Source organism: Emticicia sp. C21 (assembly GCF_003418935.1).
Taxonomy (GTDB): domain Bacteria; phylum Bacteroidota; class Bacteroidia; order Cytophagales; family Spirosomataceae; genus Emticicia.
Genome location: NZ_QVMT01000001.1, coordinates 792,323 through 813,531, shown reverse-complemented (window position 1 = coordinate 813,531; position 21,209 = coordinate 792,323). Strand labels below are relative to the sequence as shown.

Sequence of the window (21,209 nt, the reverse complement as noted above, 5' to 3'; positions counted from 1 at the left end):
CAGATCCATCTCTGAGTGCTTAAGCATGACACGCCCTTTCTAGTCGGAGTATAGGCCGGACGCCGCCGCGGGTGCCACGCAGATCCTATGTTTTTTACACCTTCTTGGGCGTAGTAGCCATAAACTCCTTTAAATAGTAAGGCTCAAAATCTGCTACATTTTCAAATTGATTATTCCGATAAGCTTCGTAGGCCAGAATACCAATTCCCTTCGCTGATGGATTGATGGTTTGCTCTAAGAAAACCGCATTAGTATATTTTCCTAAAACATCCTTACACTTAGCTGCCCCATCGCCAAAGAAGATAATTTTCTGCGTTTCTAATATCTCTGCAAACGAATTTTCGTCAATGATTTTCGCTTCAGTAGGAGAGACTTGCTCTAATGTATCTGCCCTATATAAAGCACAATAGACTTCCATACGGCGCGCATCAAGCATAGGGCAAAGCATTTCATTGCCACTAACTGATTGCACTATACTATGAATCTGCCAAGCTAAAGCTTGTAGGGTATTCACAGCAAGTAAAGGTTTATCAAGTGTAAAACATAGACCTTTGGCGGTAGAAACGCCAATTCGTAAGCCTGTATAAGAGCCGGGGCCTTTGGCTACTGCAATGGCATCAAGATTGGAAAATTCAAGACCGGAAACTTTTACAACATGCTGAATTAAAGTAGTGAGCATTCCGGAAGAAGATTTTTCATGGAATAACTCGCTCAAGGCCAGCAATTGGTCATCCTGATGGATAGCGGTTGAACATCCTTTAGTAGAAGTTTCGATACTGAGAATAATAGCCATTACACGATTGAGCAATTTTTGAAAGGGCAAAATTACTCAATCGTGTAAGAAAGTATCGAAAAATTGGAATTTATTTACTTCTGATGGCAATTACAGGGTCTAAACGGGCAGCCTGCCAGGCAGGTATAATACCGAAAAGTATACCAATAGTACTAGAGACACCAATCCCCAGAATAATATTGCCGTAGCTTAAAATAATATCTAAGGAGCCTAAAGGCAAGAAACTTAAAATATATACCAGTAAGAGTCCGAAAAGCCCACCTACAACACAAAGGAATATAGACTCAAATAAGAACTGAAATAGAATAAAGTAGTTTTTAGCACCAAGTGATTTCTGAATACCAATAATATTGGTGCGTTCTTTTACTGTCACGAACATAATATTAGCAATACCGAATCCACCAATTAATAAAGCAAAAATACCGATAACAAACCCACTGACACGTAATGTACTGAATAACTGACCCAGCATGGCTGCGGCCGCCTCAGGGCGGTTCAGAGCAAAACTATCTTCCTGAGTAGGTCGTAAACCTCTTTTGGTACGTAATAAGCCTGTTATTTCACCCTCCAATTCAAAAAGCCCTTCATCTCCCTCATAACCTTTAAAAACAATATCGCCAGTCAATTCGCCGGAAGAAAAGATTCTTTTATGAGATAAGAACGGAATAATTACTTTCTGGTCTGGCTCTCCACCAAAATCGGCAATCTGTTTACCTTTCCTTTCCTGCACCCCAATCACAGTAATATTCTGCCCTTTCATTTTAAATGTTTTTCCAATCGGATCAGTATCCTGGAATAATGCATCAGCAATTTCAGCACCTAATACGGCTACATTTTTCCCTGATTCTATTTCCTGAGAGGCAAAATAACGTCCATTAACAATCGGTACTTCTGTGATTTCATTAAACTCATAGGTAATGCCCTGACACAAAGCATTGATACTATTACTACCTTTACGGCAGGTTACATCCCCAGCAAAATCCATCATGGCACCTGCCTGCGCATGTTCCAGATTTTCTCGCAGATACTTAAATTCATTATATTTAGGCTCCGGACGCATAAAGTATTTCCACCACGGGTAATCGCCATTAGTAAATAACCAGGGCCATTTTTGTACATAAATTACATTTGTACCAATAGAATTAAGGCTATTTTTAATGTTGGCTTCTAGCGAATCTACCATGGTGAGCACGCCTATAATAGAGAAAATACCTACCGTTACACCCATTAAAGAGAGCATTGTACGGAATAAATTAGACCTGAGCGCCTGCCAGGCAAACCGGAAACTCTCAAATGCTAAAAAGAAAAATTTTATCATGAATCTGCGATTGAATGATTAACTATGAGAGCGGATTTGGACTAACGAAAATAAAATTCTTCTGAGGATAAAAAAAATAAAAAAGGCTGATTAGTAGCATTTAATCAACTAACGGCAAATAATGAGGATATATGGATTAATTTTTTCTATTAAACGTATTGAAATAAAGGTAACTCAAGAGTGAGCTTGACAGATTTAATAATTTATACGATGCAGGAAACACAATCAATCTGTTTCCACTAGGGTTGGGATAAGACAGGTATCTCATAAAATTAGTAATGCAATAGTAAGATTCTTTTATGTTTTTGTGATAACTAAACTTTAATCTGAAAAAATTAATTCTCGCTTTTTTACTTATTTCATAAGGAATGGCTTCTTCCCAGAAAGAAATATTTAATGCATCATATTCTGGTATTGCTCTATTAAAAGTAGTGAGATCTGCTATAGGGACGAAAAAATTGATCAGCGCCAAACCCTTAAATAAGCTTTTTTCGATAGAATAGTTGTTAAGTTTTTCAAGGAATAAATCCCAGTTAAAATCCTGACCATACTGATCAACGAAACATAGTAAGTCTGAAATATATTTCAGTTTTGTCCACGCTTCTTTTTTACCATTATGTAAAATAATGATTAGCAGCATCCTTTCCTGTTCATCAAATTTATCAGTAAATAACTCGCTGGTAGCGAAGCCGTAGCTGAAGGGTTTCATCACTAATTCCCAGTGGAAGTCAAATTTAAATATATACTTAAAGGCATTTTCTTTAACCAAAGGCATTTCAACCCGTTCTGTTTCAATTAATGCTTTCAGTAAATCTTCGGGGGTATATTTTTTAGTATATTCTGATAAATGTCCTAGCTCGTAACCATCTTTTTTCAATAGGTGCAGTGCCTCAAAAACTTTATTTCTATCAATCAGAAAATCCATGTCAGCCCCCTCTCTGAAAGATTTTTTGTATAAAATCTTGCTCCAGGTGAGCCCTTTATAAGGAATAAAGGGAATCTGATGCTCACTAAAAAGTTTCTGAATTCGGGTCAGCTCAGCCGACATAAATAAACTATGTGCACTTTTTATTTTTACTTCCTGATTTAGGAGGCTAAAGAAGTCAGCATTGATTTTTTCTGATGTAATTCCTTTTAGCGCCGAATATACCGTTGGTCTGATGCTATGATAGGCAAGCATTTTATACAGCTTCTCCCAGTTAACTTTATGGTTTTCAATAATGTCTAGAAGCTTAGTAACAGGTGCTTGTAAGAGGCTTATTTTGCAACACTCTATCAAAAACTGGAGTTCAACGGAAAGCATTTTTAAGTAAAGTAGATAAAAAGGATATTTTTTAAATTAGGGCTTTAATTGTCAGTATTGCCACTTGCTGGATGGTTAATCCTGACAAATGGCAATAGGAATCTCAGTTTTCAAAACTTACCTAATTAACTTGCATGAGGGTCAAGCAGATTAATTCCAGGTAATATCTTAGAACTAGTCTTTGATTTAACTTCAATAACTTCTAAAGATGGTATCGCCCAGACCTTTTTTGGTGTGGCATTTTTTTTCTTTGAAGAATACATATTTCCTAAACTAATAAAGTGGATAAAAAAATAAATTAAACTCACGACATTATTCCATGAGGGTCAAGAAGATTAAAGCCGGATAATAGTCTAGCGTCTGTTTTTGACTTTACATCAATACGCTCTAATATTGGTGTAATCCAGGTCTTTTTTGAACAATTGGGTTTTTGCGGAAAGCGAATGGTTTTCACGATAGTAAAATTGAAAGGTTAAAAAAGATTTTGAATAAAACAACTTTAAAATTAACCTATACTATGAGGGTCAAGAAGATTCATGCCAGGAAATAGCTTAGAATCATGGTTTGATTTTACATCAATTTGCTCAAATTTAGGAGTTTGCCAATCCTTTTTTTTGGCATTGGACTTAGGTTTTGGAGCTAAATTAGCAGTTTTCAAAATAATAAAAATTGAGAGTGTAAGGTGAAATATTTCAGCGTATAATCTTACAGATTTCTATCGTAAGAAACAATAGTGCTTGAAATTTTTAATTTGTATTTCGATACTTGAATGCTAAAAAATTATCATATTGCACTGATTAATGGAAATGTAGTATCAAAATTGTAGCCAAAATTATTTAGTTGATATTTAATATTTATAGAATGATTAGTTTGACATCGCAGTTGAAGCGGAATGAGGAGCAGTTTATCGTAAATAGTCTGGGAGAAGAAGCAGTTATGATGAATACAGCCAGTGGAGATTTTATAGGACTAAACAGTGTAGGTACTGAAATCTGGAATTTGTTAGAAGAACAGAAGAGTTTTGAGGAATTGGTAAAAGAACTGATGGAGATTTATGAGGTAGCCGAAAAACAATGCATAGATGAAACTCTGCCATATCTGAATAAAATGATTGGCGAAAAAATGATTCAGTTGGTAGAAAACTAAACAATGCCTTGTATTGAAAAAACTGCTTAACAAAGCGGATAGTTTTATAAAAATGCCTGCTTTGCGGAAAAGACTTTTTGCCGAGGCAGTGTGCACTTCGGCTATTGTAAAATTCTCATTGTTGTTTATGCCTTTCAATAAGGTTTCCCGATGGTTGGGTAATCGTAATCTGCAAGTGTCTGAGACTCAGATTCCTTCTGAAAAGGATATCTATCTGGTAGAAACACAAAAAGCCCTAAAACTTTGCGATAAATATACACCTTGGCCTACAGAATGCTATACACAGGCTTTAACGGCCAAAATTCTATTGCACAAAAGAGCCATTAACAGTGTATTGTATATCGGATTTAAGAAAGGAGAAAATAATCATTTCGAAGGGCATGCATGGTTAATAAGTCAGAGCCATGTCATAACTGGGCACTGTGATTTTAGTCAATATCAGGTACATTCGTTCTTTAGCTAATAGTTGCCATTAGCTGGTTTTAACAGTGGTTTTACCCAGAGTAGACTCAATGAAACCAGTTAAATCATTGAAAGTACTATTATCATCAGGGCGACTGATTAATCTAACCGGAATCTGATTTGATAGCGCACTTATTATGGCAAAGTAATCCTTTTTTCTGTCCATAGCCTCTGCAAAGGGTAGGCGATAAGCATAATATTGGATATGCTTGAAGGCTTCAATACCTTGTATAGATTGAGTTCGAATCTCGTTTTTATCAAGGGTTGGGTCTTTTTCTAGAATGAAAATCTGTTTGATAGGGTGCGCCTGAATATCAAAAGACTCATAAAAAGACCTGTTATACTTTTCTATCTCGGGCCTGATTCTGTTTTCTTCCTTATACGAATCAATACCTACTTTTTCGAAAGCATCTTTCCAAAGTTTCATCATCGGGTAAGCCGCAAAGGCTTTTAAAATGCCGTCTTCCTGCACGGGTACACATATATCATCCGAAAAAATACGGTATCCTTTGGCTTGTAAGGTTGCAATGGTAGTTGATTTACCTGCACCCGAATCTCCCATGAATAAAACAATGCCATCTTCGTCATAAATTGCCGAGGTATGCATCGGAATAAACCCTCTCTGGTATAAGATGGCCGCCATAGTATTAGAGAGGAAAAAAAGCCTTACACTTTTTTCGTCGGCATCGGGTAAAGGCTCAATGATTACTTCGTTGCCGTTGGCAGCATAGTACGAAGCAATATTGTCTATGTGCAGTAAATATTCGGTAGGGGTAATGAAAATATTGGGTTGTTCTTCTGTTGCTTTTTCTGAAATGGGTACAGGAATTTTTCCTATACAAACAGTTACATCAGGAGTAGTAGTAAGAGAAATAACAAATAATTCGGGGAAATGAATGTCAGTTGCTATGCTCAGGCCATAGGCAAAATAATAATTCATCGATGATTTTGAAGATTATCAGAAACGCTTATTTACTCAAAAAACCTTTAGCTATCAGATAAGGAAGAAGTACATATAAAACTAAGCCCTTGATAAGAAAAAAGAAAAAACCAGCCCAGCCAAGTCGTTTAAACCAGGCTATAATTTTATTTTTGTCAATCCTTCTATACCAAGGGGGATTTTTATTTGAATTTTCCATATCGTTATGATTGCGATTCAATAGATTGTGATTCCATATAATTTCTGAACAAAAATAGTAAGCCGATAGTTGCTACCAACGAAAAAAGAACGATAGGCATAGGCATATGATCTATGCTTTCGAGGTCAGTTTTTACTATTTTCAGATTATACAGATACATAATAATGATAGCCAGACCATTATTGAAAATATGTGCCAGAATAGGTACCCAGATATTGCCCGTCCAATAATATAAATAGCCAAATAAAACACCCAGCATCATGCGCGGCAAAATACCATAAAACTGGAAGTGGATGACAGCAAAAATGAACCCTGCCAACCAGATAGCCACATGAATATTTTTGATACCTAAAAACAGTTTACGCATCAATAAACCTCTGAAAACCAGTTCTTCACCAATACCTGCTATCACTGCTATTACCAGAAAGGCCAGAAGAAACTGCCAGAAAGAGGTAAAAGTGGTAAAAAACTTGGTGGCTTTGGCTAGTTGATCTTCCATACCTTTCAACCATATTTCTAAACCTTTCATTGATTCAGGGAAAACAATATTTTCATTAATCTCCTGCAACCAGCCATTAAAGCCCATAAAAACCACCTGAATCAGAATAATCATGAAAAATACTCTGGCTTTCGGAAAAGGCTTAAAGTTTAAATCGCTCCATTGCTTTTTTTCAATAATTCGCCAGTATAACCAGGCGGTGCCAATAAACCCTACAAATGAACCTAAGCCTTGACCCACAATCATGCTCAACCATCCGTTTGGCATTTTTGTGAAGTCTCCACCGCTTTCTAGCATTCCCTGCAAAGTAACTCCCGAGGCCAACATGACTATAATCTGAATCAGACTACCTAAAAATAGAAAATTTACTAAAAAAAGGCCCAGAATAATCAGAACAGAAGAGGCTGCAGGATTTTCCTTACCGCTTAGGTACATAGGGGAATTATTTTTCATATTTACTGTTTAAATTTAGTATAGCAGTTTCTGCTTAAAATTCGGTAAATTTGCAGTAAAATTATTCACTTATTTGTGAATTCACTAATTCAATTTTAGATTTTGGTTAAAATAGGTAATATATCATTAGGAGAATTTCCGCTTTTACTAGCACCGATGGAAGATGTCAGCGATCCACCGTTCAGATTAGTCTGTAAAGAAAACGGAGCGGATTTGATGTACACAGAGTTTATTTCTTCAGAGGGCTTGATTCGTCATGCCGCCAAGAGCGTGCAAAAACTGGATATTTTTGAGTATGAACGTCCGATAGGCATTCAGTTATTTGGCAGTGATGTAGAAACGATGGGCGAATGCGCCAAAATTGCTACCAATGCACACCCTGATTTGATTGACATCAATTATGGTTGCCCGGTAAAAAATGTGGCGTGCAGGGGAGCAGGAGCGGCTTTGTTGCAGGATATCCCGAAAATGGTAGAAATGACCTCGGCCGTAGTAAAAGCTACACACCTGCCAGTAACCGTAAAAACCCGCTTAGGCTGGAACGACGAAACAAAGAATGTGGAAGAAGTAGCAGAGCGCTTACAGGATGTAGGTATTCAGGCCTTGACAGTACATGGCCGTACCCGTGCACAAATGTATAAAGGCGAAGCTGACTGGACTTTGATTGCCAAAATCAAAGAAAACCCACGCATCAAAATCCCGATTTTTGGTAATGGTGATATTGATTCACCTGAAAAAGCTTTGGAGTATCGTAATCGTTTTGGTATTGATGGTATTATGATTGGCCGTGCTGCTATCGGTTATCCCTGGATTTTCAACGAAATCAAACATTATTTTGCCACAGGTGAGAAATTACCTGCCCCAAGTATAGACCAAAGAGTAGAAGCTGCACGCAAGCACCTTACTTTTTCTATCAAATGGAAAGGTGAGAGATTGGGTATTCTCGAAATGCGCCGTCACTACAGCAATTATTTCAAAGGTTTACCAAATTTCAAAGAGCATCGGATGCGTTTGGTGCAATCGTTGGATATTAACGAGATTACGGATATTCTGAACGAAATTCCTGTTATTTTTGAGGGCTTTGTGCTGGAGAAGCAGGTAATTAAAGTAGAATATGCAGGTGTAGATTAATTAATGCCACCTTATAAGTGAATACATCAACAACCACTACCACCCAAAATAAAACGATTATTGCCTGGCTGCTTCTCTGTTTATTGGCAACCATGTGGGGTTCGTCGTTTATCATCATGAAAAAAGCATTGGTTGCTTTTACACCTGTGCAGATTGGTGCTTTAAGAATCATGTCGGCAGGGTTAGTCTTTTTGCCCTGGATCATTAGCCGACGCAAAGAATACCCTAAGGAGAAAACCAGATACTTTCTGGCTTCAGGTTTTTTAGGCTATCTTTTTCCTGCTTTTTTATTTGCATTAGCAGGTACCAGAGTCAATAGTTCTTTGATAGGAGCACTCAATTCATGTACGCCATTGTTTGTTTTGATGGTTGGCGCGCTTTTCTTTCAGCAAATAATCAAACGCTGGCAAGCTATTGGTTTGGTTCTAGGCTTTATTGGTAGCATTGTCCTGATTCTTTCGGCTAGTAAAGATGGCTTGTCTTTTAATAATCCGTATGCTTTATTGGTAGTGCTTTCAGCCCTGATGTATGGCTTCAATGTAAATATTACCGGCAAGCACCTGAGCACCATTAATCCGGTATTGGTAAGTGCCTGGACACTCTGTGGTGTGGCTATTCTGGCAGGTATCACCCTATTTACAACCGACTTTTTGTCGAGAGTGAATATACAGACGCTTACACCCTTGTTACTGGTTATTTTACTGGGTGCAATAAATTCGGGCATTGCTGCTATTATTTTTAATTATATTTTGCAAATTGCGTCTCCGGTATTTGCCTCTTCGGTTACTTATCTGATACCGGTAGTGGCAACCATGATTGGGTTTCTGGATGGCGAACCAATTTCATTATACCATTATTTCGGAATGAGTATTATCTTAGTGGGGGTCTATCTGATTAATAAAAAATAAGACTTTAAGTATATGCTAAAAGCCATTATCAACGACAAAGAAACTGTAGAGATTTCAGAAGAAAAGGGCAATATATTGCTTAATAATGAGCCTTTTGCATGGGATTTAAAAAAGATATCCGACAAAGACTTTCACATTATCAAAGATAATAAGTCGTATAATATAGAAGTCGTTGAGGCGAATTATGCTGAGAAAATCTTTAAGTTGAAAATCGGAGATAAAATTCATACTGTTAATTTGAAAGACCGCACTGATTTGCTTCTGGAAAAAATGGGCATGAGCAATACTAAATCTGCTAAATTAAACGACCTGAAAGCCCCTATGCCCGGTCTGATTTATGAAATGAAAGTGCAGGTAGGGGATGAGGTAAAAAAAGGCGATATTCTGTTGATTTTAGTAGCCATGAAGATGGAAAATGCCATAAAAGCCACAGGTGATGGCAAGGTAAAGAGCATTAAAGTGAAGACGGGCGAGACCGTTGAGAAGAATCATATTATTATGGAGTTTGAATAATATTTATTTGCTACCCTCTTTCAACAAAGAGGGTATTTTTTTGATTGATTGAGACAAATATTTAATTTTACGCCCAAATCATAAACTATGAGCCAACTGAAATACAAAAGAATCCTCTTAAAATTGAGCGGCGAAGCCCTAAATGGAGGCGATAAAAGCCAGATTATTAATACTGAAATCCTTTCTCAATATGCTCAGGAAATCAAAGCCGTGGTAGATGCGGGTTGTGAAGTAGCTATCGTGATAGGCGGTGGAAACATTTTTCGTGGAGCAAGTTCAAACTCAGGTATTGAGCGTGAGCAAGGCGACTATATGGGTATGATGGCCACCGTTATTAACGGTATGGCTATTCAAAGCTCCTTAGAGTCAATCGGATTGAATACCAGATTATTATCAGCCATCAAGGTAGAACAGGTAGCAGAACCGTTTATTCGTCGCAGAGCCATTCGTCACCTAGAAAAAGGAAGAGTGGTTATTTTAGGAGCAGGTACGGGTAACCCTTATTTTTCTACCGATTCGGGGGGCGCTCTAAGAGCCAATGAATTAGGCGTAGATTTGTTATTGAAAGGCACAAGTGTGGATGGCGTATACACAGCCGATCCACGCAAAGACCCTACAGCTACACGCTATAAGCAAATAAGCTATGACGAGGCCATTAATAAAAATCTGAAAATAATGGACTTAACGGCCTTTGCGTTATGTAAAGAGAACAAAATGCCAATCGTAGTTTTCGATATGAACCAGGCCGGAAACCTGATGAAAGTTGTAACAGGTGGGGATATAGGGACCTTGGTTACGGAGTAATTATTGAGTGATTTAGTGAATTAGTGATTGAGTGATTAAATTAAGAAATCTGAAAATCCTCTATTGATTAATTATATTAAGTCATTTAAATAGATTTTGAATAATTTTACAGCAAGTGATTAAAAGAATTGGATAGAAAGTGAAAAAATAATCACTCAATCACTAATTCACACAATCACTCAATTTTAAATACACATGGAAGAAATAGATCTTGTAATTGATATGGCGAAAGACACGATGGATCGTGCCTTGAAACATACTCAAATTGAGCTTTCAAAAATCAGAGCCGGAAGAGCGAGTACTAATATGCTTGATGGTATTATGGTTGAATATTATGGTGTGCCAACACCTTTAAATCAGGTGTCATCGGTGAGTACGCCTGATGCTCGTACCATTTCAATTAAGCCCTTCGAAAGAAAGCTAATTAATGATTTGGAACGTGCCATTATTAATTCAAACCTGGGGTTATCACCTGCTAATGATGGTGAAGTGATCCGTTTGAATATCCCACCATTGACAGAAGAGCGGCGCCGCGATTTAGTGAAAAGAGTAAAGGGAGAAATCGAAGTGGCGCGTGTGAATATCCGTAAGGTACGTCAGGAGGCTAACGAAGAATTGAAGAAAATTCAGAAAGATGGGGGCTCAGAAGACGAAGTTAAAAAAGCTGAAGAAAGAGTTCAAAAACTAACTGATAGTTATATTCAGAAAGCCGAACAGCTAATGGCTGAGAAAGAAAAAGATATCATGAGTGTGTAAGCTGGCTATTAGCATTGCTATAAACAGAAAGCTTGCCTTTGGCAGGCTTTTTTGTTGGTATTTTGTATATTTAATTCACTCAAAACTACCAATACACCACTTCATCTATTTATTTTGCATAAAATAACGTGTCTTTGTCCATGAATCTCGATCCGGAAATTAAGCCCTCTGAAAGATTATTTAAAAAATTCCCTTTTACTCCCACACCCGGACAAGCCAGATTGTTTGAATTGATGAACGATTTTATTCTGGACGAAGAGAAATTCAGAGATGTATTCTTGCTGAAAGGCTATGCTGGTACTGGAAAAACGACTTTTATCAATACCCTAATTAAGGTTTTAAGAGAGTTTGGCTATAAATCGGTATTAATGGCACCAACCGGACGAGCCGCCAAGGTGATGTCGGGTTATGCCAAAAAAAGTGCATTTACCATCCATAAAAAAATCTATCGGCAGGTTGAAAACACCTATACTGGTACGCTTGTTTTTGAACGGATGAAAAACAATAGTGAAGGAACGGTATACATTGTTGATGAGGCCTCAATGATTTCTGACGAAAGAGATTTTGGTACAAACAGCCTTTTGCACGATTTACTGGATTATGTCTTTGAACAGGAAACTAATAAACTCTTACTGATTGGGGACGAAGCTCAGCTTCCCCCTGTGAAAATGGCCGTAAGCCCCGCACTCAATGCCGACCACCTCAAAAACCGTTACCATACTGATTTAACCGAACATTGCCTGACCGAAGTGATGCGTCAGGAACAGGAATCAGGGATATTAACTAATGCGACTGAATTAAGGAAATTATTGGATATAGAAAATCCTGCTATCAAATTGATGACAGGCGGTTTTAAGGATTTCTTCAAAATGGGTAGTGATAGACTGGAAGATGGTTTGCGCTATGCCTATGATAAATATGGCCGCGAAAATACAACTATTATTACACGCTCCAATAAGACGGCTGTACAGTATAATCGTTACATCAGAAACGCCATTAATTATTCAGAAAGTGAGATTGAGAATGGAGATATGCTTATGGTGGTGCGCAATAATTATACGATTCTGGATGAAGATTCGAAAGCAGGTTTTATAGCCAACGGTGACTTTGTGGAAGTTATAAAACTTCGTAAAGAGGAAGAAATGCACGGATTCAGATTCGTAAATGCTACTTTGAGATTGGTTGATTATCCGGATGAACCGGAGTTTGATTCGAAATTAATTCTAAATACACTATATTCGAATGCACCTACATTGACACCCGAAGAAAACAAGGCTTTGTATGAGAGTGTAATGAAAGATTATTTCTGGGTGAAATCAAAAAAAGAGCGACAGGAAATGCTGAAAGCAGACCCTTATCTGAATGCCTTACAGGTGAAATTTGCCTATGCACTAACCTGTCATAAATCTCAGGGTGGACAGTGGGATGCCGTTTTTGTAGACCAGGGTTATCTGCCTGATGCACAGATAGACAATGATTTTATCAGGTGGCTTTATACTGCTATCACACGTGGCGTAAAACAGGTTTTTTTAGTTAATTTCAACAAAGATTTTTTTGTGTAATCATGGGGAAAAATCGTAGGAAACACGGCAATTATAAAGAGAAAAAGGCCTTTACCTCTCCTGGTACTTTGGTATATGTAGGCAAAGAGGTAGCTGAGAATACACTCATTAAGTTGGTTGAGTTTAATGAACAATTCTACCATGAAAAAACCATTAAGGATTTAAGTAACTGCAAACCTCCGATAAAAGAAAATGAGGTGCTTTGGCTGGATGTGGAGGGAGTACACGAAGTGCCTGTAGTAGCAGCCGTTGGCAGACATTACAACCTGCATCCGCTCTTGCAGGAAGATATACTGAACACCGAACAAAAGCCGAAACTGGAACATTTCGGCGATAAGCACCTTTTCACAGTTTTGAAAATGCTGCAGTTCAACCCTGAACTGAATCAGATAGAATCAGAACACGTAGCATTGATTCTGGGTGAGAATTACGTACTCACCTTTCAGGAAGTCCATAAATCTGATGTATTTGCACCCATTTTTACAAGGTTGAATGCTTCAATCGGCAAAACCCGTAAAGGCAAAGCTGATTATCTCTATTATTCTTTCTGCGATTTGATTGTCGATAATTACTTCGTTGTACTCGAAAAGTTCGGAGAAAAACTCGAGGAACTGGAAGTAAAGATCATTGAAAGACCCGAAGCAAGCGACCAGACCTTGTTGTATCGGTTCAAGAGAGAATTAATGACCATCCGTAAAGTGACTCTCCCACTACGAGATATGTTCGGCACGCTCATCAGAGAAGATTCTCCACTCATTCAGGCAAATACGAATATCTATATGAGAGATGTATACGACCATATCTTACAGATACTCGACACCATTGATACTTATCGTGAAATGATTGAGAATATTCATAATATCTATCTCACAAGCATAAGCAATAAAATGAACTCAGTCATGAAAACCCTTACCGTTTTCACGGCTATTTTCATGCCACTCACTTTTATTGCAGGTATTTACGGGATGAACTTCGACAATATGCCCGAGCTCCACCATCACAACGGGTATTTTTATACCTTGGGTCTAATGGTTGTAATAACCATAGGGCTCTGGATATATTTTAAGTGGAAGAAATATGTCTAATCATTTGCAGCAGTTAACATTGCCTCTGCCAGTATAGCATAACAGGCCGCCCAGGCAGCTTCAACTTCCGGTGTCCAGTCTTTGCCTAAACCTTTGCTAATCGACCACAACAAGGCTTTGCCAACCTCGTCATAATGCTTGGGTTTTACGCCATAGCCGACATGTCTTTTGCCTAATTGTCTGATTTTTTCACTTACTTCATTCAGGCGGTCTAATCGGCTCACAATCATGTCGAGCATATCAATTAATTTCTTCGCCTGTATTTCTCTCGGAACCTGAAACATTTTGCGCAACGAGGGTTCTTTCAGAAACAATCGGCTATAAAACACGTCTCCCAGCAAGGTAGCATCAATCCCTTGTAAACTCCGCCATGTATTTCTGATAATTTTTACTTGCTCGTTTGTCATACGCCTCGTTTTTTTATCAAAGTTTGATATTTTCAAACTCTAATCCAAATCAAACACACTGAATAAGCCGAAAATGTAGTCGAATGGTAGATTTAAGCCATTAAACAGTTTCTAGTAATCTCGCCCTTTCCAGACCAGCTTAGTAGGTAGAAAATAGCTCACCAGTTGCAGGAACCAGAATACATACATGTAGAGGGTATACACAGGAATATATTTGAACAAATGTAGCTGGCCCAATCGGACAAAAATCTGATAGCCCAATATAGCATTTATCAGTAAATTAAACCCAATAACAATGAGAGGAATCTGCCAAGAAAATAAGCTGATGGCAAGCAGAATAGGCAAAGCAAAGCCTTGAACCAGAGCAGGATAAATTAAAACAGAACCGGTAGAAATTCCTCCGGCAACCCATCTTTTGCGCTGCTCGAAATAGTTGAGTGGAGGTTTAGTAACAGTCATGATAGATGCATCAAAGCCCTGCTTAAAATCATAACCTTTATCAATCACAGCCTTATATAAGGCATAATCTTCTACTATCGAGAAGCCAATATTTTCGTAGCCGCCAACAGCCCAGTACGCTTCTTTGGTTACCATCATATTATTACCCATACCCGTTGAGGGAATATGATAGTTATTCATGGTTTTCATCAGTTTTAGCGCAAATAGCCACTCCAAAGCCTGACAAGCCTCAAACCAATGGGTATTTTTTACTAAAGTAATACCTACGGCTACTCCTGCTTTTTTGTCCGATGGGTTTTCGTGCAGCAGTTCAAGCATTTTTTCAATCCAATGTCTGGGTACTTCTACATCAGCATCAGTAAAGAAATAATACTCTCCCTCAGCATGATGTGCCAGTTGAGCCAGAACATTGGCTTTCCCTTTGAGACCGGGTATGCTTTTTTCAATGGTATGTATCTGAAACATACTTTTTTCATGCTCGCTCAAATGCCCCATGAATCCCTTAATCAATTCATCAGTTTTATCGGTAGAACCATCGTTTCCGATTAAAATCTGTGTTTTTTCTTTAGGGTAACTCAGGCATATGAGCGAGCGTAATAAATCTAGTATATTGTTTTCCTCATTGCGGGCGGCAATCAGGATACTTACCATTGGTATATTCATGAAACTAATCTCTGATACTGGCAGCTATCTTTTTAAAATCGGCGTATAGGTTTTTATATTCTGAACTTAGCGACCAACATAAAATCTGATAATAATAGTTCTTGGTTTCTACATAGGTAATCAGATAAGTGATTTTTACTTCCAGATTATCAGATTCTTTAAAGTTGACACCTAGTTCGGACTGATAAAATTTGTTACCATTGACTTCAAACTCTATAGCTTTTGTCTCTACTGATTCGTTTTCTTCAGTTCTCAGGTGTTTAATATTATCGTCATGGAAATCTTTCAGCGAAGCAAACTTGATTCCCTTCATTTCCAGTTCTTCTTTTGAGTCGTCTATGATTACCAGATAGGCATTTTTGGCAGAGTTGATGTATTGCATAGTAGCTACATCGTTCAATGTTACGGCTTTTGTCATGTAATCGGGCACTGATACATAATATATATGACCTGCTTTCTGTTCTGTGAATTTGGTCTGGCTATACGCCGAAACCAGTGTTGTGATAGATAATAATGTTATTAAAACCCCTTTTGTAATTTTCATGTTAAAAGCTGTTTATGGTTTTAAATAGTTTTTTATTAATAAATACCTCTTAAATCATTGTCTGGGAGGTATTTAAATTGATTGAAAACGAAATTCTCGTTCAGAAAAGTATTCAAGGAACCTTGGTAAAGCAAAACTCATGCTTTTATTTGCCTTGATACTATCATGAAAAAGCACAATCGAACCATTTTCAGTATACTGCAAAGCCTTTGCTAAAACTCTCTCAGGCGATAAACTGGCATCATAATCTGCCGTCAGCACATCCCACATAATTATATCATATTCCGGCAGTAAAGCCTTTGCCTGACTGCGCTTAATACGTCCATGAGGTGGTCTGAAAAGCTTTTTGCTTTTCCCATCCCATTGTATTTTACTACTGATTTCGGCATCACAATGTTTTACATTAGCTAAATATTCTTCATCTTCTGTAGCCCATCCTCTCAAATGATTATAGGTATGATTGCCTACAGCATGTCCGCCGTTCATAACCCTTTCAAAAATATGAGGGTGTTTTCTGATATTATCACCAATGCAGAAAAAAGTAGCTTTGGCATTAAATCGGGCTAAAGTTTCCAGTACAAACTCCGTTATTTCAGGAATCGGACCATCATCGAATGTCAGATAGATGGTCTTTTCCTGCTTATCCTTTCGCCAGATAAAATCAGGATACAATGCCCGCATCAGAAAATTTGTTTTGTGGAGTATCATTTATATGTTTTGTATAACGATTTTCGTAACCTGAGTCAGAATATCTGAACCCTCATTCAAAAAGGTGGTCACCGTAGCGTCCACCTTTTTTGGCTTCCTTTTTGGTAGCTGGTACTTTCACAGACTCCTTTTTAAAAAAGGTTCCCACCGTGCAGGTAACCTTTTTCTGCGCCTTTTTAGTGGCTGGTACTTTTGCTGACTCCGAAACTACCTGCTGGAAGCCACCCTCTTTCAAAAAGGTTCCCACCATAATGGTAACCTTTTCAGGTTCCGCTTGAGTGGATGGTCTGTAGTCAGTCATGCCTCTACCAACTGTATTTATCTTCTTTTTCTTGTGAGCCATAAATTTGTTATAATGTGGATTCAAATCGAGTAAATTTCCGTCTTTACATTGGGTTTTCAAAGATTTTTGGGAGGTTTTGCGTAGAATCGTACTGTTGAGGTATGAATTTAAAAATTGCACTTACTTAAAGTAAAAGATTTCATGATTCAAATACTCATCGCATTTAGCACAGAACGATTTGAAAAATCGCTACACACGATTACACAATAAAACTTCAAATAACTTCTCTAAATAAAAGCGAATTTATCTAAATTGCAAACAGTATAATAGCCAAACTCAAACGCTGCTTGCCAGTAAATTATAGTCCACTAATAAATGATTGTATGATTCATTTTCTGCGTATATCTCTCTTGTTTTGCCTGGTTGCTACTGCCACAGCACAAAACAAACCACTCAGCAATCGGATTGCCAATTATACCATTGATGTTGTGCTCGATGCTGATAAAAAAACGCTCTTTGGCAAGGAGACATTAATCTGGAAAAATACCTCAAACGATCGTATTTCAGAATTGCAGTTTCATCTTTACCTCAATGCGTTCAAAGATAAAAACTCGACTTTTATGAAAGAGTCGGGTGGACAATTGCGCGGCGATATGATGGATCCATCTAAGTCTATGAATTTAGGCTCAATTACTATTGAATCGATGCAGATAAGGAACGGTGAGACGCTAACAAAAAAGATTAAATTTATACAGACAGACGATCTGAACGAGAAAGATAAGACGGTTATCAGTGTGCCCCTCAGTAAGCCACTAAGTCCTAATGAAAGCATTACACTGGATATAAATTTTAAGGCCAAACTTCCTCAGATATTTGCCCGTACGGGTTTTGCCGATAATTATTTTCTGGTAGGACAATGGTTCCCTAAAATTGGTGTGTATGAGCCAGCTGGTATGCGTTATGCGACCAAAGGGCAATGGAATTGCCATCAGTTTCATGCCAATACCGAATTTTACGCCGATTTTGGCACCTATAAAGTCAGCATGACTGTGCCAAAAGAGTATCAGCTGGCAGCTACAGGTATTTTCCAAAGCGAATCACCTCATACAAATGGTACTAAAACCATTACCTATCTGGCGGAAGATGTGCATGATTTTGCCTGGACAACCTCACCTCGCTTTGTTATCAGCGAGCGCCAATGGAAGCATGTAAAAATAAAAGCTGTGATGCAACCGGAGCATTCAGGCTCTACCGAACGCTACTTTCAGTCGGCAATTACGGCATTAACTTATTTTGAGAAAAATCTGGGCAAATACCCCCATACAGTTTTAAGTCTGATTGATCCACCCGTAAATGGGGCTGGTTCCGGTGGGATGGAGTATCCAACATTTATCACCTGCGGCACGGCCTGGGGCCTCCCAAAAGGTTTCAGGTTTCCCGAATTGGTAACGGTACATGAATTCGGCCACCAGTATTTCCAAGGAATGCTGGCTACCAATGAGTTTGAAGAATCGTTCTTAGACGAGGGATTTAACCAATATTATGAGGGTAGAATCATGGATGAAAACTATGCCCCAGGGTCTCAGATTGATTTTATAGGTTTTACGATAAACGACATGGAGACCTCGCGAATTAGCTATATAACTATGAAAAACCCGAAGATTACAGAAGTTTTTCGCAATGCCTGGGAGTATCCGAAAGGAACTTATAGCATTATGACCTATACCAAAACAGCCACATTGCTTAAGACCTTAGAGAATATGATAGGCCGCAGCACAATGGACGAAGTGATGCAGACCTATTTTATCCGCTGGCGTTTTAAGCACCCATGTGTAAGAGATTTTATTGATGTGGTAAACGAAATTGTACCCAAACGCACCGGAAATCGTTTCGGAACAGATATGAACTGGTATTTCGATCAGGTCTTATATAAAGCTCCTGTGCTTGATTATGCCCTGAAATCTATCAACAATATTGAAAAAGATAGTAAAGTTTCCGGACAATTCACGGTAGAACGTTTGGGCGATATGATATTACCGACCGAAATCTCAGTACAGTTTGCCGATGGTAAACAGGAATTAATTCCGTGGAATGGAGAGGAGAAATCAAAGCTGTATAAGTTTGATAAAGCCATCAGCTCTGTAAAGGTTGACCCACAGAATAAACTCTTATTAGATTTAAACTTTAATAATAACAGCAAAGCTGTCGACCCATCTATGCTCGTATTCAGAAAATACACCATGAAAATCATGTTCTGGATACAGAATATGATGCAGTGGATGGCAGGAATAGCATAATGGAATGAATGAGTGATTATTTTAATGGTGAATCATGAATTACGAATTAGTGAATAATTGTAATAAAGATTTATTCTTAGAATATTCGCTAATTCATAATTCACCATTCGCGATTTCAAATCACTAACTCACTCAATAAACCATGTCCAACATCAGCCTGATAATAGAAGAGCGCCCGCATGATATAGGGAATTTTATGGTAGGGCGTTTGTTGCCTTTCAGAGGGAAACGCACCGTAGGGCCTTTTATCTTTCTCGACCATATGGGGCCAGCTTGTATGGGTGAATACCAGAATATTGATGTTCCACCGCACCCACATATCGGGCTTTCAACCCTGACCTATCTTTTCGAGGGAAGCATTATGCACCGCGATAGTCTGGGAGTGGAAATGGAAATCAAACCCGGACAAGTAAACTGGATGACGGCCGGCAAGGGAATAGTGCACTCAGAACGTACCCCTGAATACCTGCGAGCATCTGATAAAATGCTGCATGGCCTCCAAATCTGGGTAGCAATGCCCAAAGGTTTGGAAGACATGGATCCCTCATTTTATCATGCTTCGGAAGATGTTATACCTACCTGGGAGAATGATGGCGTAGCTTATAAACTGATTGCAGGTACTGCCTTTGGGCATAAGTCTCCTGTGCCTGTATATAGTAAATTGTTTTTGCTGGAGCTCAAAAGCACAAATGAGAAAACCATTAAAATCGGGCATGAATTATTTGGCGAAGTAGCGATGTATATTCTGGAGGGAAGCATTGAAAACCAGGGAATCAGCTATGAACCCAAGCGCATATTAGTTGCCAAGCAAGATGAACTCTGTGAGTTTACCATAAAAGAAAATACGAGCATTTATATTTTTGGTGGAGAGCCATTTCCGGAAGAACGTTTTATCTATTGGAATTTTGTATCGAGCAGTAAAGAAACCATAGACGAAGCCAAGATTAAATGGCAGGAGCAGACTTTTCCTAAGATTCCGGGAGAAACAGAATTTGTACCATTACCAACCTGATTATTAATGAACAACCTGAAAGTATCAACCGCTCAATTCGAAAACAAGAGCGGAGATAAAGCTTATAATCTATCTATTATTGACAAACTGGCCGGAAAAGCCGCAGCCGAAGGCTCACAGGTCATTGCTTTTCATGAATGCTCTGTTACGGGTTATACTTTTGCCATGCCCTTTACAAAAGAGCAAATGCTCGAAGTAGCTGAACTGATACCTGATGGAGAAAGCATTCAACAACTGATTGCCATTGCCAAAAAGCATGATATTGTGGTATTGGCGGGGCTTTTTGAAAAAGATAAAGACGATAATATATTCAAAGCCTATGTATGCGTCGATAAAAATGGCTTGGTTGCTAAATACCGTAAATTACACCCTTTTATCAACACACATCTTACACCTGGTAATGCTTATTGTGTATTTGAGATACACGGATGGAAATGTGGTATTCTGATTTGTTATGATAATAATGTGATTGAAAATGTACGAGCAACTACATTGCTGGGAGCCGATATTATTTTCATGCCGCATGTAACCATGTGTACACCGTCTACTCGTCCGGGCGCAGGTTTTGTTGACCCTAAGCTCTGGGAAAACAGAGAGGCAGACCCGACTTCACTTCGTTTAGAGTTTGATGGAATGAAAGGTAGGGGATGGTTGATGAAATGGCTACCTGCCAGAGCCTATGACAATGCCATCTATGCCATTTTCTCAAACCCGATTGGTATGGATGCCCACCAGTTAAAAAATGGTTGCTCGATGATTGTAGATCCATTTGGAGATGTAATAGCCGAATGCAGAACCTTAGGAGACGACTTTGTAACTGCTACGCTTACCCCTGAAAAATTAACTCAGGCAGGTGGTTACCGTTATAAAAAAGCCCGCAGGCCAGATTTGTACAGAGATATTATCGGACAAGAACATACGTCAGAACAAAAAGTAGTCTGGTTGAATATGGATAAATAATGCT

The 21,209-nt window shown here is 38.4% G+C and carries 22 protein-coding genes; 12 read left to right on the top strand and 10 right to left on the bottom strand.

Annotated elements, in window-relative coordinates; all coding sequences use genetic code 11:
* Positions 1-94: 94 nt before the first annotated feature.
* From tsaB to D0T08_RS03370, 3 genes are all read right to left on the bottom strand, one after another.
* Complete coding sequence (tsaB, locus tag D0T08_RS03380; RefSeq protein WP_116981158.1) at positions 95-793, bottom strand: tRNA (adenosine(37)-N6)-threonylcarbamoyltransferase complex dimerization subunit type 1 TsaB; 699 nt, start codon at positions 791-793, stop codon at positions 95-97.
* A 70-nt stretch (positions 794-863) separates the two neighbouring features.
* A complete protein-coding gene (locus tag D0T08_RS03375; RefSeq protein ID WP_116981156.1) occupies positions 864-2,111 on the bottom strand; it encodes an ABC transporter permease in 1,248 nt (415 codons plus the stop codon).
* A 136-nt stretch (positions 2,112-2,247) separates the two neighbouring features.
* Complete coding sequence (locus tag D0T08_RS03370; RefSeq protein WP_116981155.1) at positions 2,248-3,414, bottom strand: nucleotidyltransferase family protein; 1,167 nt, start codon at positions 3,412-3,414, stop codon at positions 2,248-2,250.
* Positions 3,415-4,275: 861 nt separating this feature from the next.
* On the opposite strand from D0T08_RS03370, the gene D0T08_RS03365 reads away from it, so the two are divergent.
* Both D0T08_RS03365 and D0T08_RS03360 read left to right on the top strand, forming a co-directional pair.
* Entirely contained in the window at positions 4,276-4,560 is a 285-nt protein-coding gene (locus D0T08_RS03365; protein WP_116981153.1) for a PqqD family peptide modification chaperone, read from the top strand.
* A 13-nt stretch (positions 4,561-4,573) separates the two neighbouring features.
* The gene (locus D0T08_RS03360) at positions 4,574-5,023 is read left to right on the top strand and encodes a lasso peptide biosynthesis B2 protein (RefSeq protein ID WP_147322694.1); all 450 of its coding nucleotides are present in this window, start codon (positions 4,574-4,576) and stop codon (positions 5,021-5,023) included.
* Between the two features lie 9 nt (positions 5,024-5,032).
* Here the strand turns inward: D0T08_RS03360 and D0T08_RS03355 are convergent, their stop codons facing one another.
* Complete coding sequence (locus tag D0T08_RS03355; protein ID WP_116981150.1) at positions 5,033-5,962, bottom strand: serine kinase; 930 nt, start codon at positions 5,960-5,962, stop codon at positions 5,033-5,035.
* A 203-nt stretch (positions 5,963-6,165) separates the two neighbouring features.
* Positions 6,166-7,113, bottom strand: a complete 948-nt coding sequence (locus tag D0T08_RS03345; RefSeq protein WP_116981148.1) for a CPBP family intramembrane glutamic endopeptidase — start codon at positions 7,111-7,113, stop codon at positions 6,166-6,168.
* Positions 7,114-7,215: 102 nt separating this feature from the next.
* Here D0T08_RS03345 and dusB point away from each other — a divergent pair, with 102 nt between their 5' ends.
* The 7 genes from dusB to corA all read left to right on the top strand — a co-directional run bounded on the left by dusB (position 7,216) and on the right by corA (position 13,872).
* Complete coding sequence (gene dusB, locus D0T08_RS03340; RefSeq protein WP_116981147.1) at positions 7,216-8,244, top strand: tRNA dihydrouridine synthase DusB; 1,029 nt, start codon at positions 7,216-7,218, stop codon at positions 8,242-8,244.
* 17 nt (positions 8,245-8,261) lie between these two features.
* Entirely contained in the window at positions 8,262-9,152 is an 891-nt protein-coding gene (locus tag D0T08_RS03335) for a DMT family transporter (protein ID WP_147322693.1), read from the top strand.
* Between the two features lie 12 nt (positions 9,153-9,164).
* Entirely contained in the window at positions 9,165-9,665 is a 501-nt protein-coding gene (locus tag D0T08_RS03330; protein WP_116981143.1) for an acetyl-CoA carboxylase biotin carboxyl carrier protein subunit, read from the top strand.
* Positions 9,666-9,752: 87 nt separating this feature from the next.
* The gene (pyrH, locus tag D0T08_RS03325; RefSeq protein ID WP_116981141.1) at positions 9,753-10,469 is read left to right on the top strand and encodes a UMP kinase; all 717 of its coding nucleotides are present in this window, start codon (positions 9,753-9,755) and stop codon (positions 10,467-10,469) included.
* A gap of 195 nt (positions 10,470-10,664) precedes the next feature.
* Entirely contained in the window at positions 10,665-11,225 is a 561-nt protein-coding gene (frr, locus tag D0T08_RS03320) for a ribosome recycling factor (protein ID WP_116981140.1), read from the top strand.
* 140 nt (positions 11,226-11,365) lie between these two features.
* The gene (locus D0T08_RS03315; protein ID WP_116981139.1) at positions 11,366-12,787 is read left to right on the top strand and encodes an ATP-dependent RecD-like DNA helicase; all 1,422 of its coding nucleotides are present in this window, start codon (positions 11,366-11,368) and stop codon (positions 12,785-12,787) included.
* A gap of 2 nt (positions 12,788-12,789) precedes the next feature.
* A complete protein-coding gene (gene corA / locus D0T08_RS03310) occupies positions 12,790-13,872 on the top strand; it encodes a magnesium/cobalt transporter CorA (RefSeq protein WP_116981138.1) in 1,083 nt (360 codons plus the stop codon).
* On the opposite strand, the gene D0T08_RS03305 is transcribed toward corA, so the two are convergent.
* From D0T08_RS03305 to D0T08_RS03285, 5 genes are all read right to left on the bottom strand, one after another.
* A complete protein-coding gene (locus D0T08_RS03305) occupies positions 13,869-14,279 on the bottom strand; it encodes a globin domain-containing protein (RefSeq protein WP_116981137.1) in 411 nt (136 codons plus the stop codon). The genes corA and D0T08_RS03305 overlap by 4 nt on opposite strands.
* A 111-nt stretch (positions 14,280-14,390) precedes the next feature.
* A complete protein-coding gene (locus D0T08_RS03300; RefSeq protein WP_116981136.1) occupies positions 14,391-15,401 on the bottom strand; it encodes a glycosyltransferase in 1,011 nt (336 codons plus the stop codon).
* Between the two features lie 4 nt (positions 15,402-15,405).
* Positions 15,406-15,945 (bottom strand): hypothetical protein, encoded by a 540-nt coding sequence (locus D0T08_RS03295; protein ID WP_116981135.1) that lies wholly within the window; start codon positions 15,943-15,945, stop codon positions 15,406-15,408.
* Positions 15,946-16,017: 72 nt separating this feature from the next.
* Positions 16,018-16,653 (bottom strand): polysaccharide deacetylase family protein, encoded by a 636-nt coding sequence (locus tag D0T08_RS03290; protein WP_116981134.1) that lies wholly within the window; start codon positions 16,651-16,653, stop codon positions 16,018-16,020.
* Between the two features lie 52 nt (positions 16,654-16,705).
* Positions 16,706-17,056 (bottom strand): hypothetical protein, encoded by a 351-nt coding sequence (locus D0T08_RS03285; RefSeq protein ID WP_147322692.1) that lies wholly within the window; start codon positions 17,054-17,056, stop codon positions 16,706-16,708.
* A 263-nt stretch (positions 17,057-17,319) separates the two neighbouring features.
* On the opposite strand from D0T08_RS03285, the gene D0T08_RS03280 reads away from it, so the two are divergent.
* The 3 genes from D0T08_RS03280 to D0T08_RS03270 all read left to right on the top strand — a co-directional run bounded on the left by D0T08_RS03280 (position 17,320) and on the right by D0T08_RS03270 (position 21,205).
* Positions 17,320-19,233, top strand: a complete 1,914-nt coding sequence (locus D0T08_RS03280) for a M1 family metallopeptidase (protein ID WP_116981132.1) — start codon at positions 17,320-17,322, stop codon at positions 19,231-19,233.
* Positions 19,234-19,375: 142 nt separating this feature from the next.
* Positions 19,376-20,245 carry a pirin family protein gene (locus D0T08_RS03275; RefSeq protein ID WP_116981131.1) on the top strand — a complete coding sequence of 290 codons (870 nt, stop codon included), beginning with the start codon at positions 19,376-19,378 and terminating at the stop codon, positions 20,243-20,245.
* A 6-nt stretch (positions 20,246-20,251) separates the two neighbouring features.
* Positions 20,252-21,205, top strand: coding sequence for a nitrilase family protein (locus D0T08_RS03270; protein WP_116981130.1), 954 nt, complete (start codon positions 20,252-20,254; stop codon positions 21,203-21,205).
* Positions 21,206-21,209 lie beyond the last annotated feature (4 nt).